At 56.7% G+C, this 13673-nt stretch carries 13 protein-coding genes; 9 read left to right on the plus strand and 4 right to left on the minus strand.

What is annotated here, in order from left to right:
• Window positions 1–292: 292 nt before the first annotated feature.
• On the minus strand, window positions 293–874 hold the full coding sequence (locus NW840_RS00620; RefSeq protein WP_011430559.1) for a Uma2 family endonuclease: 582 nt from the start codon (window positions 872–874) through the stop codon (window positions 293–295).
• 133 nt (window positions 875–1007) lie between these two features.
• On the opposite strand from NW840_RS00620, the gene purB reads away from it, so the two are divergent.
• The 7 genes from purB to NW840_RS00655 all read left to right on the plus strand — a co-directional run bounded on the left by purB (window position 1008) and on the right by NW840_RS00655 (window position 9273).
• A complete protein-coding gene (gene purB / locus NW840_RS00625) occupies window positions 1008–2303 on the plus strand; it encodes an adenylosuccinate lyase (protein WP_414341716.1) in 1296 nt (431 codons plus the stop codon).
• 9 nt (window positions 2304–2312) lie between these two features.
• Window positions 2313–3293: an aspartate carbamoyltransferase catalytic subunit gene (locus NW840_RS00630; protein WP_414341718.1), complete on the plus strand. Its 981-nt coding sequence runs from the start codon at window positions 2313–2315 to the stop codon at window positions 3291–3293.
• A 507-nt stretch (window positions 3294–3800) separates the two neighbouring features.
• Window positions 3801–4862: a phosphate ABC transporter substrate-binding protein PstS gene (gene pstS / locus NW840_RS00635; protein ID WP_414341719.1), complete on the plus strand. Its 1062-nt coding sequence runs from the start codon at window positions 3801–3803 to the stop codon at window positions 4860–4862.
• Between the two features lie 147 nt (window positions 4863–5009).
• Window positions 5010–5993, plus strand: coding sequence for a phosphate ABC transporter permease subunit PstC (gene pstC, locus NW840_RS00640; RefSeq protein ID WP_414341721.1), 984 nt, complete (start codon window positions 5010–5012; stop codon window positions 5991–5993).
• 38 nt (window positions 5994–6031) lie between these two features.
• On the plus strand, window positions 6032–6925 hold the full coding sequence (gene pstA, locus NW840_RS00645) for a phosphate ABC transporter permease PstA (RefSeq protein ID WP_414341723.1): 894 nt from the start codon (window positions 6032–6034) through the stop codon (window positions 6923–6925).
• A gap of 70 nt (window positions 6926–6995) precedes the next feature.
• Window positions 6996–7793, plus strand: a complete 798-nt coding sequence (gene pstB / locus NW840_RS00650) for a phosphate ABC transporter ATP-binding protein PstB (RefSeq protein ID WP_099883872.1) — start codon at window positions 6996–6998, stop codon at window positions 7791–7793.
• Between the two features lie 112 nt (window positions 7794–7905).
• Window positions 7906–9273: an FAD-binding oxidoreductase gene (locus NW840_RS00655; RefSeq protein WP_414341725.1), complete on the plus strand. Its 1368-nt coding sequence runs from the start codon at window positions 7906–7908 to the stop codon at window positions 9271–9273.
• A 158-nt stretch (window positions 9274–9431) separates the two neighbouring features.
• Here NW840_RS00655 and NW840_RS00660 read toward each other — a convergent pair whose 3' ends face one another.
• The 3 genes from NW840_RS00660 to NW840_RS00670 form a co-directional block, all read right to left on the minus strand.
• Window positions 9432–9866: a DUF29 domain-containing protein gene (locus NW840_RS00660; protein WP_414341726.1), complete on the minus strand. Its 435-nt coding sequence runs from the start codon at window positions 9864–9866 to the stop codon at window positions 9432–9434.
• A gap of 320 nt (window positions 9867–10186) precedes the next feature.
• Complete coding sequence (locus NW840_RS00665) at window positions 10187–11254, minus strand: permease (RefSeq protein ID WP_414341727.1); 1068 nt, start codon at window positions 11252–11254, stop codon at window positions 10187–10189.
• A 67-nt stretch (window positions 11255–11321) separates the two neighbouring features.
• Window positions 11322–12458: a citrate synthase gene (locus NW840_RS00670; RefSeq protein WP_414341728.1), complete on the minus strand. Its 1137-nt coding sequence runs from the start codon at window positions 12456–12458 to the stop codon at window positions 11322–11324.
• Between the two features lie 335 nt (window positions 12459–12793).
• On the opposite strand from NW840_RS00670, the gene NW840_RS00675 reads away from it, so the two are divergent.
• Together NW840_RS00675 and NW840_RS00680 are read left to right on the plus strand one after the other, a co-directional pair.
• The gene (locus NW840_RS00675; protein WP_414341729.1) at window positions 12794–13285 is read left to right on the plus strand and encodes a hypothetical protein; all 492 of its coding nucleotides are present in this window, start codon (window positions 12794–12796) and stop codon (window positions 13283–13285) included.
• Window positions 13239–13529 carry a hypothetical protein gene (locus NW840_RS00680; protein WP_148202743.1) on the plus strand — a complete coding sequence of 97 codons (291 nt, stop codon included), beginning with the start codon at window positions 13239–13241 and terminating at the stop codon, window positions 13527–13529. The genes NW840_RS00675 and NW840_RS00680 overlap by 47 nt, the downstream gene beginning before the upstream one ends.
• Window positions 13530–13673: the final 144 nt, after the last annotated feature.

The following is a 13673-nucleotide window of genomic DNA, read 5'->3' on the forward strand; positions in this document are numbered from 1 at the left end:
TTTGCCAAACCGCCTAAAGCTCAGTAAATTCAGCAAAGTTCAGGGTTTTGGGGGTTAGAGGCATGCTCTTCGGATCCCGAACTAGTTCAATATAGACTGTCGGCGAGAGGGGCAACCCCCTGCACTTAACTTGCGAGGGGTGCGGGGAGCTACAAGTTCCGCGCTCTGGCGGGAAAGTCAGGGTCGAGATACCGACTCCTCTGCCAAGTCGTTCTGTGACGCGGGGCAGGAATGCCCAATGGCAAGGTTGGGAGGCCCAAGCTCTATTGGCTAGAGTGAGGGCGGGGGGATGTTACAAGGAAAGCTTCTGGAATAGATGAGCCACCGGCAGGGCAAATCCTGGAATAACCTCTTCACCTTCTAGAAGATCAACCGATTTCAGGAGGCGGTCAGGCTCTTGAGAGCTGCGATACACCAGGACGTAGTGCTCGCTGGGGTGAACCAGCCAAACCAGGCGGCTGCCATTTTCAAAGTACTCCACCAGCTTGTCATGAATTTCTTCAACCGTATTGCGGGGGGAAAGCACTTCAACAGCCAGATCTGGAGCGCCTTCCAAAAATCCTGTGGGCAGTTCAGCCATGCCCTGCAAGCGTTCTTTAGCAAAAAAAGAGATGTCAGGGGAGCGCCAATTTCCACTCTTCATCTTAAAAGCAGTGCTGGAATCTAAAACGATCCCCAGCTTGTTGGACAAAACGTAGGGGGTCAAAGCTGCCAATAGGAGGCTGCAGACATAACCATGGAGTGCCCCCGCGCTTCCCATATCAATTGGCTTCCCATCAACAATCTCGTAGCGATGTCCCTCCCTGGACAACGCCATGAATTCTTCGGCTGTCCAAGCTCTTTTTCCCTGAGTTGGCACAGCTCCGACGGTCATCTGCAAACTCCTTGCTGCTCCTTCGACACCGCAAGCCAAGCCCGCAGGGATCCCCCAGCGGCTTTTCCTCGAGGGGGGACGCCAAAGGCTAAAATAGCCTAGCTCATCCTACTGTACCGACGGAAAAGGCACCTTGATCGAGCGCTACACTCTGCCCGAAATGGGCCAGATTTGGTCCACTGCCCACAAGCTCCAGACCTGGCTGCAGGTGGAGCTGGCTGTCTGTGAAGCGCAAGCGGAGCTGGGGCGGATCCCGCAAGAAGCCCTGCAGGAGATCAGAGCCAAAGCCGCCTTTGACCCGGCGCGGGTTTTGGAAATTGAGGCGGAAGTGAAGCACGATGTTATTGCCTTCCTAACCAACCTCAACGAGCACGTGGGCGAGGCAGGGCGCTACATCCACCTGGGCCTGACCAGCTCGGACGTGTTGGATACCGCTCTGGCCGTGCAGCTTGTGGCCTCGGTGGAGATCTTGCAAGCTCGCCTGGCCGACCTCATCGCTGCTATCCGCGACCAAGCTCGGCAGCACCGCTACACCCTCATGATCGGCCGCACCCACGGTGTTCACGCCGAGCCGATTACCTTTGGCTTTAAGCTGGCAGGGTGGCTGGCCGAGTGCCTGCGCCACCAAGAGCGCCTAGCTCGCCTGCGGGAAGTGGTGGCGGTGGGCAAGATCTCTGGCGCCGTGGGCACCTACGCCAACGTGCCTCCCCAGGTGGAGCAGTTGGCCTGCGCTCGCCTGGGCCTGAAGCCCGATACAGCCTCGACACAGGTAACCTCGCGGGATCGCCACGCTGAATACGTGCAAACCTTGGCTTTGATTGGCTCTTCCCTAGAGCGCTTTGCTACTGAAATCCGCCACCTGCAGCGAACAGAGGTACTGGAGGCTGAGGAGTACTTTGCCCCCGGCCAAAAGGGATCCTCTGCTATGCCCCACAAGCGCAACCCCATCAAGGCGGAACAACTGACGGGGCTGGCCCGTCTCCTGCGCGGGTATGCCGTCTCGGCCCTAGAAAACATTCCCCTTTGGCATGAGCGGGACATCTCCCACAGCTCCGTAGAGCGGGTCATCCTGCCGGATGCCTCCATCCTCTGCCACTACCTGCTGGTGAACATGGCGGAGCTGGTGGGCCAGCTGCAGGTTCACGCTCGCAACATGGAGCGCAATCTCAACCTCTACGGCGGCGTCATCTTCAGCCAGCAGGTGCTGCTGGCTTTGGTGGAGAAGGGCCTTAGCCGCGAGGAAGCCTACCGCCTGGTGCAGGAAAATGCTCACCGCGCCTGGAACCAGCCGCAGGGGGACTTTCGCGCCAATCTGCTGGCGGATCCCCGGGTGATGGCTCACCTCAGCGAGGCGGAACTGCAGGCTTGTTTTGATCCGCGGCGCCACCTAACCCATTTGGACGAGATCTTTGCCCGCCTGGGCATTTGAGGATCCCCTATGGCTTGGCAGCGGCAGCACGTCTTGGGCTTGGCGGATTTTACTCCCGAAGAATACCAGATGGTTTTGCAGACCAGCGCCAGTTTCCAGGAGGTGTTGACGCGGCGGTTGCCCAAGGTGCCCACCCTGCAGGGGAAGGTGGTGGTGACGCTGTTCTTCGAGCCTTCCACCCGCACTCGTTCCAGTTTTGAGCTGGCGGCCAAGCGCCTTTCGGCAGATGTGCTCAACTTTTCCCCAGGCACCTCTTCCTTGAGCAAAGGGGAGACGCTCTTGGATACGGCCCGCACCTTTCTGGCCATGGGATCCGATCTCTTGATCGTTCGCCATGCCCAGGCAGGAGTGCCCCAACAATTAGCTGCCGAGATCGACCGCCGCGGATCCCCTGTGGGCGTTCTCAATGCCGGGGATGGCCTGCACGAACATCCCACCCAAGGTTTGCTGGACTTGTTTACCCTCTGCAGCCATCTGGATCCCCGGCGTCCTCGTCTGGAGTTGCTGCAAGGGATCAAAATCGCCATTGTCGGCGATATTCTCCACTCGCGGGTGGCCCGCTCCGATATCTATGCCTTGGTGACTGCCGGAGCTGAGGTTCACTTAGCCGGCCCTCCCACCCTGTTGCCCAAGGATTTTGCCCAGTTTGTACCCGGCCATACGCTCCCTGTCCATTGGCAGCTAGAGCCTGCCCTCAAAGGGGCGCGTTTTGTCATCACCTTGCGCCTGCAACAGGAGCGCATGGGCGAGTTCCTTCTCCCCAGCCTGCAGGAATACCACCACCTTTTCGGCCTCACGCGGCAGCGGCTGCGCCTGTGCCACCCAGAGGTGAGGGTTTTACACCCCGGCCCGGTCAATCGCGGTGTGGAACTCAGCTCCGAGGTAATGGAGGATCCCGGCTTGAACCTGATTGAGCAGCAGGTCACCCACGGCGTGGCGGTGCGCATGGCCCTGCTGTACCTCATGGGGGGCGGGCGGATCCCAGCCTAGAGCCCAGATCTTTCTCTGCTCGGGGAACATGTAGAGCTGCCCCACGTCTAGAAGGTTGGAGTCTATCTTCTAACCAATTCTCTCTGCCAAAAGCCGAAAGAATCTCTGGGCGGGGCTTTTCCCCACCTGCTGAAATCATGTCCAAGCTTGCCGAGAGGTGAGCAACATCTTTGTCTCAAATTTTACACATCTTGGATCTGGATCGAGTTTTTTGCAGCCGTCTAAGCTTAGCTCTTATTCAAGTTGTGTCCGTTTGATTGGTTGTCAAATGAGATAGAAGTTCAGCAGTATAAGCCTTTTCGCGGATCCTGGGCTCCAGGATCCTGATTTTGCTGAAATCCAAACTGGCCAAGACCACCAGATGGAAAATCGAGGTTTGGAAACGAGCCAGCACACTCAAAAATATCGATTTTTCTCTTGACTTAACCCAAAGTTAACCTTTAGATATCCCTCCGTTAACTTTGAGGTTATAGGGTTGAAGATGTTGATTTGCCACAGATATTACCTATGCGAACCCTGCTTTCTGCTTTCTCCCTCACCGCTCTAACAGTAGGATTTCTAACAGCGACCTCGGCTCAAGCCCAAACCGTGCAAATCTCCGGGGCGGGCGCGACCTTTGCGGCTCCTTTGCTGCAACGTTGGTTTGACGCCTACAACCGCACCGTAGACCCCACTGTGCAAGTCAGCTATCAGTCTGTCGGTAGTGGTGCTGGCCTAGAGCAGGTGATCAATGGCACTGTGGACTTCGGCGCTTCCGAGGCGCCTTTCTCCGGTGCTCGCCTGGAAAGCTTCCGAGCTAAATACGGCTATGAGCCCCTACAGTTGCCTCTGGCGGGAGGGTCCATCGAGTTTGCCTATAACCTGCCCGGCATTGAAGGCGGAGAGCTCATCCTGAAGCGGAAAACCTACTGCGGCATCGTGACCGGCGAGATCACTCGCTGGGACGACATTCGCATCAAGGCCGAGAACCCAGGTATAGCAAACAAGCTGCCACCCCTGGACATCACCTGGGTACACCGCTCTGATGGTTCTGGGACTACCTTTGTGTTCACCAACCACATCAGAACTGTTTGCCCTAATTGGACAGCCGGTGCTGGTACTTCTGTCGAGTGGCCTGTTGGCATTGGAGCCCAAGGGAATGAGGGCGTAGCCGCCACCATCAAGCAGGAGCCAGGGGCAATTGGCTACGTGAACCAGTCCTATGCCAAGCTGGAAAAGATGACCACTGCTCGCTTGGAAAACAAAGCGGGCAACATTGTTGGGTTCTCGACTGAGGCAGCTACCTCGGCGCTTGATGCTCCCATTCCTGATGACTTTGCGCTGTTGGTGCCCGACCCTGAAGGGCCAAATGACTACCCAATCGTGGGCTTGTTCTGGGTGATGCTGTACCGCGAGTATCCCGATCAGCAGAAGCTGACCAAGCTGGTGGAGGCTCTGAAGTGGACCCAGGGGCCAGAGGGTCAAGCCATCACCAAGGAGCTGGACTACATCCCTATGCCTGAGGCGGCTATCCAGCGGATCTTTGCAGAGCTGGATGCCATCACCGTTAACCCCAATGCGGTGCGATGACTGGGTTGCAGCCTGAACTCCACTAGAGTGGAGCTGGTGGCCGGCTGAGGAGGCAGATGAGGCTTTCTCGGTCGGCTGCTGGGCTTACCTTGCACGGTGGGATTTTTAGGAAAGTTTTGAACCGAAGATGATCATGGGAGAGAGGCTATGACTTCAGCGGCTACGGGTTATGGTTCACCACCAAACCCGGATATCGATGTTGACATTGAGAAAAAGGCGAGCCTGTCTCGGGCTGTTGATGTGGGCTTTGTCCGCCTGACGCTGGCCTTGGCAGGGTTTGCCGGCATTATCCTCATCTGGGTGATTCTTCAAACCACCGAAGCGGCTCTGCCGGCGATTCAGCAGTTTGGCTTGGGCTTCCTGGTTACTGCCCGCTGGAACCCGGTGGAAAACATCTACGGGGTGCTACCACAGATTTATGGCAGTTTGGTAACCTCTCTGGTGGCTTTGATTTTTGCCATCCCTCTGGGCATTGGCACTGCCATCTTCCTGGCGGAAGGTTTTGCCCCCAAGTGGGTAACGGAGCCGATTGGCTTTGCCGTTGAGCTGATCGTGGCCATTCCCAGTGTGGTGCTGGGGCTGTGGGGGATCTTTGTGCTGATTCCAGCAGTGCGGCCCATCTTTCGAGCCATTAACCAGACGCTGAGTTGGATCCCTTTCTTGGGTGGCCCGGCTCCGCGGGGGCCCAGCTTGTTGATAGTGGCTGTGGTGCTGGGGATCATGATCTCTCCCATCATCATCTCCATTACCCGCAGTACCCTTGAATCTCTGCCACGCAGCCTAAAAGAGGGCGCTTTGGCTCTGGGGGCAACCCGCTGGGAGACCCTCTTAACGGTGATGATCCCTGCCGGCCTGTCGGGCATTGTCAGCTCGATCATGCTGGCGCTGGGGCGGGCCCTGGGAGAGACCATGGTAGCGGCCATGCTTTCCGGCAACGCCAACCGCATCAATATCTCCCTAATGCAGCCGGGATCCACTATTACTGGCTTGATTGCCTCTCAGTTTGGCGAGGCAGGACGCTTGCAGGTTTCGGCTCTCATGTATGCCGGCGTGGTGCTGATGGTGCTGACGTTATTGGTCAACATTGTTGCCGAGATCATCATCCGCAAGTTTCAAAACTTGGAGCAGTAACTTGGGAAGCAGAAAGAAGATAAAGGAGCACTGTTATCATGTCCGACTCAGCACAGCTTGCCCCTGAGAAGGTTGACATCGACATTACTCGTGCCGCCATTGCCCCTGTCCGCAATTACACAGGCATTGTCCTAACCCTGCTGAGTGGCCTCTTTGTGGCGGTGATCATAGCTTCCCTATCTTGGGTGCTGTGGGATGTGGGCAAGGAAGGCATCCAGCGGATAAATTGGGATGTCCTCACCCAGACCCGCTACCCTGCCCCTGGCCTGGCGGAAGGGGGCTTTGGTCACGCAATTGTCGGCAATTTAATGGTGCTGGCTACGGGGGCGGCTTTGAGCTTTCCCTTCGGCATCTTGGCGGCAGTGTACTTGTCTGAATTCGGTCGCGGCACCCGCTTGGCTTATCTGGTTAAGTTTTCCTGCAATGTGCTCACGGGGGTACCGGCCATTCTCTGCGGCCTGTTTGCCTATGCTGTGGTGGTGAGGGGATCCGGCTTTTCGGCTTTCTCGGGAGGGGTGGCTTTTGGCGTGCTGATGCTGCCGATTGTCGTCCGCTCCACCGAGGAGGCGTTGCTGCTGGTTTCGCCCGACATGCGCTTGGCTTCCCTTGGCCTGGGCTCAAATCGCTTTCAGACCACAATGCGCGTTGTTTTGCCGGCAGCGGCACCGGCCATCGTAACCGGGCTAATCCTGGCTTTGGCCCGAGCGGCAGGCGAGGCTGCACCTCTGCTCTTTACCGCCTTCAACAACAATTTCTGGTCTACTGATCTCTTTGGCCCGGTGGCTACCTTGCCGGTGATGGTCTACTTTTTCTCCATCATTCCCTACAGGGTGCAGCAGGAGCTGGCTTGGGCGGGCGCTTTGGTTTTGTTAGCCATTGTTTTGGCGGCCAGCTTGATCGCTCGCTTTTTGGTGTACAAGACCAGGAAATAGCCTGAGGATTCTCAACAAAGTCTTGAATCGAACTCTTCGTCGAACTCTAGCTCTTTTTGTGAGTGCTGCCATGCAAACTCAATCTCTTAACCAGACCTCTTACGTTTTCAGGACCGAGAACCTGAATGTCTACTATGGCTCCAATCTGGCGGTAAAAAATGTTACTCTGGACATCCCAGCCCGACAGATTACTGCGTTTATCGGCCCTTCCGGCTGTGGCAAAAGCACGATTCTGCGCTGTTTTAACCGCACCAACGATTTGATCCCCGGTGCTCGTGTAGAGGGCAAGCTCACCTACCACGGCAAGGATCTCTACGCCAAAGAGGTCGATCCGGTGGCGGTGCGGCGGCGTATCGGCATGGTCTTCCAAAAACCCAATCCCTTCCCCAAAAGCATTTACGACAACGTGGCCTACGGCCCGCGGGTGCTGGGGATGAAGGTAGACTTGGACGAGGTGGTGGAAACCTCGCTGAAACGGGCTGCCCTCTGGGATGAAGTCAAAGACAAGTTGAAAGAAAATGGTCAGTCGCTGTCGGGAGGGCAGCAGCAGCGCTTGTGTATTGCCCGCGCTCTGGCGGTACAGCCGGATGTGATTTTGATGGATGAGCCCTGTTCGGCACTGGATCCCATTTCCACCCGCCGCATTGAGGAGCTGATGAAGGAGCTGGAGGAGGAATATACCATCATCATCGTCACCCACAACATGCAGCAGGCCAGCCGCGTCTCGGATATGACGGCTTTCTTCAGCGTGGAGCTGGTGGGATCCAACCGTGTGGGCGAGCTGATTGAATTTGACAGAACTGAAGTCATCTTCAACAGCCCCACCAAGCAAGCCACAAGAGATTATGTGGAGGGCCGCTTCGGCTAATCGACCTGGCCGGACAGGGATCCTTCCCATACTGTTCTCGGCAAACCCTTTTGCAGGCAATTTCTGCCGATGATGGAGTCTGAAGAACCGTTGCACCCAAATACGGATACCTATGATCGTTGCCGCTCCTGACAAGCTGCAGGCTTTGCGTTCTGACTTAGAGGGTATTGAGATCATCACTGATCCGGCTCAGGTGGCCAAGTTGTCGTTGGATTTTTACCACTACAGCCCCGTGCTGAGCCGACAACTGAGCGACAAGCGGGGAGATTTGGTGGTGCGCCCCGCCGATGAGGCCGAGGTGATGCGGGTGGCAGCGGCCTGTGCCAGGCTGCGGATCCCGGTTACGGTGCGCGGTGCCGGTACCGGTAATTACGGCCAATGTATCCCGCTGGCCGGGGGTGTGATCCTGGACATGGGCAAGCTCAACCAGGTGCTTTGGGCAAAGCCGGGCTTGGCGCGGGTGCAGGCGGGAGCCAAGTTGATGGCCATCGACAAACACACCCGGGAGATGGGCTGGGAGATCCGCATGGCTCCTTCCACCTATCGCACGGCCACCATCGGGGGGTTCATTGCCGGCGGCAGCGGCGGCATTGGCTCTGTGACCTACGGCCAACTGCGGGATCGCGGCAACATCTTGGGTTTGCGGGTGGTCACCCTGGAGGAAGAGCCGCGGGTGCTGGAGCTGCGGGGAGACGAGGTGTTCCAAGTGAGCCATGCCTGGGGCCTGAATGGGATCATCACCGAGGTGGAGATTCCGCTGGCGCCTGCTTACCCTTGGGCAGAGCTGGTGGTGGCTTTTCCCCCCGCAGGAGGGTTTATGCCCTGTGCCCATTTTGGCCAGGCCCTGGGCGATGCGGATGGGATCATCAAGAAGATGATCAGCCTGCACGCTTGGCCGATCCCCAGCTACTTTGCACCGCTGCGGGGTCATTTGCCAGAGGGATCCGCTGTGGCCCTGTTGATGGTGGCCGAATGCAGCCTGGAGCCGCTGTTGGAGCTTGTCCGGGAACATGGGGGCCAAGTGGTTTACAACAAAACGGCCCAGGAGGCCAGCAAGGGAATCTCGCTGGGGGAATTTTCTTGGAACCACACCACTTTGCACTGCCGCAGCGTGGATCCCAGCCTGACTTATTTACAATCGGCTTTTCCCGCCGATCGGGAGCTGAAGCTGGTGCAGCACATGTACGAGTATTTTGGCGACGAAGTGCTGATGCACCTGGAGTTGATTCGCATCAACGGGCAAGCTACCCCCGTCGGCCTGCAAATTGTCCGCTTTACCACCGAAGAGCGTCTAAACGAGATCATGCGCTACCACGAAGAGCAGGGAGTATTTATTGCCAACCCCCACACTTTCATCATCGAAGACGGCGGGCGCAAAGTGATGGATCCGCGCCAGATTCGTTTCAAAGAAGAAGTGGATCCCTATGGGTTGCTTAATCCGGGCAAGATGCGCACCTGGCAGGAGCGCACCTCTGCTTGAGGAATAGCAACAGTAGCACAGCAATTGGCCTTGGTCTATCTGTATTGCCCATGTTTAATCCCTGATGGATTGTCTGGGCAGGACAACACCAGTCCAAAGCTCTACAGTCAGTACTGTGGGAATGCTGTCCACCGTTAAATGCTTTGTGGTGTGGACTGTCAAACTTCCGGCAGCCAGTCCTCTGCAAGCACCAACTCTGGGGAGTAGGGGCAGACATCTGGAAATGTCGAGATTTCTATCCCCGTTTGCCTGGCTGCTTGGCGGCGCGCCCGTTGATAACTCTCTTCAAGTTGCTCTACCAGATAACCTTTTAGGCTAGGGCTATCTTCTATGGCCAATCCGATTTGGGTTCGCGCATCTGTAATGGAATCTAGCCAGCTATCTGAACGGCGCTGAGGTTGATACTGCCACTTGAGTAGATGCAGCAGAAGGCGAGTTAATTGACTGGTAATCCCTCGTCGTTCGCTCTTACCCAAATTCTCAACCTCTTCAATTAAGTGTGCTATGTCAATTTCATGCCAGCGCCTTTCCCGCAATAGCCGGGTTGTTCGGTCAATCCACAAGTTAAAGTCTGTCGAGTATAGATTGCTCATAGCTTTGTCCTGCTGAAAAATAGGGTCGCGATAATTATGAAATCCAGACTACGTCCTTCTTGAGTTTACTACAATAATGCCTGTAACACCTGAGTTCTCAACCGTCTGGGAGCAGAGCACTCTGGTGATAAACCTTATCCAGACAACTCTTTCTATGGTCATTTCGACTTAAACCGGAACACTGCACCCACACCTAGGGTGCACCGAGCCAGAAGGCTGTTCTCAATAGCCCAGGCGTCTTACCCTAAACTGAAGCGACTGTATTTGACGAAGAGTGGATGGAGAGGGTGCATCTGTGGAGAAAGGTTCGAACAAATGCTTTAACTGCCATAGTAGTTGATGGCTAAAGCTCCCACCAGAGTAAGCTGAAAGACCAAGATCACGAAGTAGAAAATGGCGCGGGGCTTGAACAGAGTGAGCATCAAGCCTATGGCTTTCAAGTCTACTATCGGCCCAAACACCATAAAAGCCAACAGGGATCCCGGCGTGAAGGTGGCGGCAAAGGAGAGGGCGAAAAAGGCATCCACCGTCGAGCAGATGGAGATGATCCCGGCCAGGGCCATCATGATCAGGATTGAGAGCAATGCATCTTGGCCATAATCCAGCACAAACGAACGCGGGATCACCGTTTGAATCAGGGCGGCCATCGCCGAGCCCAAGATGAGCACGGATCCCAATTCGCGGATCTCCCTGGCCCAGGTCTGCAGCAGGAGAACTCCTTTTTGTCCCCTGGAGGGAGAAGGCGCAGCGGCCAGAGCAGAGCGATACACATCTTCAGCCGTTTGTAAAGTGGCCAGAGATCCGCCAGAGGCCCCTTGAGCAGGGCTCTGGGATCCAATCCAGAAGGTGCCCCCCTGCAACAACGGCGAGCGGGAGATGTTCTTCGGATCAGCTTCTTGGGAGCAATTGCGCTGCAGCTCCCGCCAGACTGACGGCTGCAACAGAGGCTGGAAATCCTTTTGCAGGCTGAAGATCAAGCCGACGACAACCGCAATGCCGAAGGAAAAGAGAACTCGGTAGATCACCAGCTCCGGCATGGAGCGAAAGGCAATCCAAGTAGAAAAGATCACCACCGGGTTAAACACCGGCGCCGCCAACAGAAAGGCCACCGCCACGTGGGGTGGGATCCCTTTGATCACCAGTTGACGGGCCACCGGCAGGTTGCCGCACTCGCACACCGGGAAAAAGAATCCTAAAGCGCCACCGGCCACCGCGCTGCCGATTTTGCCTTTGGGCAGGAAACGGGCCAACTGGGATCCCTCGACAAACACCGCCAGCAGCCCCGATAGAAACACCCCTAGCAGCAAAAATGGCATTGCCTGCACCACAAGGCTCAGAAACAGGGTGAACCCGTCTCGCCAAAGGGGAGAGTCTAAAAGGCTCAACACACCGCCTCACGCACAATTTGGGCCTTACTGAGTTTGGATCCCGGCCCAGCGCCCTGTCAAACGGCTCTCAACCCCGCTCTTCTATAGGGATGTAGCGTTGCTGGCGTTCACCTGTGTACACCTGGGTGGGTCGGAAAAGCCGATTATCGGACAACTGCTCCCGCCAATGGGCCAGCCAACCCGCCGCTCGGGCAATGGCAAACACCGGTGTAAACAAATCTTCTGGGATCCCCAGCTTGGCGTAGACCAACCCTGAGTAGAAGTCCACATTCGGGTAGATCCCCTTCGGCCCTAGCAACTCCTCGCACACCCGTTCCACTTCCAGGGCGATGTCGTAGTACTTGTCGTGGCCGTAGCGCTCAAACAGCTCCTCAGCCAGCCGCTGCAGGATGGTGGCCCGTGGATCCTTCACCTTGTAGACTCGGTGCCCCATGCCCATGATGCGCTGTTTTTTGGCCAGTTTCTCCTCGATAAACGAGCGCACATTTTCCACCGAGCCAATTTGCCGCAGCAGCATCATCACCTGTTGGTTGGCCCCCCCGTGCAACAGCCCCGAAAGGGTACCCACCGCCGTGGCCAGGCTGCTGTAAGGGTTAGCCAGCGTGGAAGCGCTCACCAGAAGGGCAAACGTGGAGGCATTGACTGTGTGCTCGGCGTGCAGGATCAGGCAGATGTCAAAAATGCGGGCCAACCAGGGATCCGGCTTCTTGCCCGAGAGCATGTACAGAAAGTTGGAAGCGTGATCCAGACTATCGTCCGGGGGAATGGGATCGTTGCCCTGTCGCATCTGGTGGAACATGGCCACCATGGTCGGCAGCTTGGAGAGCAAGCGGGTGACGGTGCCGAATACATAGTCGGGATCCATCTCCCGCAGCGGGTAAAACAGCCCCAAGCCCGCCACACAGGTTTGCAGAGCATCCATCGGGTTGCCCGACTCTGGAAACGACTTGATCATGTCGCGGATGCGGTATTTCACCCGTCGATGACTGCGGATTGCCTGGTCAAAATTGTCCAGCTCCGATTGGGTCGGCAGCTTGCCAAAGATCAGCAAGTAGGCTGTCTCCAGAAAGGTACTGTGGGCGGTCAATTCCTCGATGGGGATGCCCCGATATTCCAGGATCCCCGCCTGGCCATCCACAAAACTAATGTTGGAGCGTGTGGCCGGAACGCCTTCCAAGCCTGGTCTGTATTCGCCATCCGCCATGGTCGGATCCTTAGAGCAAGTATTTCCTAGATAATGATGAATCAATAATGATGAATCAAGGGTTGCCAAAGGTGCCTGGAACCCAACCCCTTGCTCCCCTCGGGCAGTACTGACCCCGCTTCGCTACAGTAAAGCAAATTTTGGATCCCTGTAGCCAAATGCTGCCCCTGTCATCCTTCACAGAGAGCTGGGCTGGGATCCGCCTTCTATCTTGCAACAGCTCCCGCTGCCCGACGCAAAAATTGTTGCTATGGTGAGAACTGCGCCCGGCTTGAGGGATCTTGGCGCCTGCCGGAGCCGTGAAAGTTCGCTCCCCCGCTTGGAGATCGGCATCGATGTCGGATACTGCTCAAACTCACCTTGGCTCCAGCCCAGTGCAAGGACTGGAGTACGTGGTGCTGGGAGTGGCCACTTGCTTCCAGCAGGATCAGGAAGGTCGCCTGGTAGAGGTTTTGGTGGCCGAGCCGGTGCCTGCTGCCGATTTGGACTGCCTGGCCCAAGAACGCCGCAGCACTTCCTATGTTCTCCTCTACGCCACAACCTACGCCGAGATCGTGAACAACGGGATCCCAACTTTGCCTGCCGATGTTTTCCCGCCAGGGGTGTTGTTGGGAGAAGACTTCGTGGAACGGGTGCAGGCAGCGGCCCGCACCTATCGCAGCAAGCCCCAGTTTCGCCATATCCCCCTGCACCAAACCTGCACTCCAGAGCGGGGGGTGTTTAAGCTCAATCACAGCGTTGAGCCCCGACGGATCCTCAACGCGGTTGTGGAGGTGAAGGATGCCGACAACATCAAACAGCACCCCCACACCCATCAACGGCTCTGACTCACTGGGCTGTACGGGTCAGACGTGCCCTGGAAAGCAGGTTGAACCGCCACTCTGGGCTAGGCTTCGGGATCCCTCTACCCTTCTGGAGCAGGTACGCAGCGGTCAGGTTTGGCTGGTTAAGGGAATGGGATCCCATGGGCTGTTGCTGGAGAAAGCTCATATTGTCGAGCTGCTGGAGTTTGGTGCAGCCGTCGGCCTGGCCATCGATCGCGATTGCCGAGCGGTTTTGCCGATCGCGTAAGCGGGACGGAGTCCTTTTGGCCAAGTGTATCTGCAGGCCCCTGCCACTTTTTTGGAGCGTCAGCTAGAAATCGTAGGAGCCCCGCACTGTACCCGTAGGGTCAGTGCCGGGAGGAATGCGCTTTGATGAAGTACAATGAACTTA

Origin of the sequence: Synechococcus sp. R5-13, assembly GCF_047462015.1 — a bacterium.
GTDB lineage: Bacteria > Cyanobacteriota > Cyanobacteriia > Thermostichales > Thermostichaceae > Thermostichus.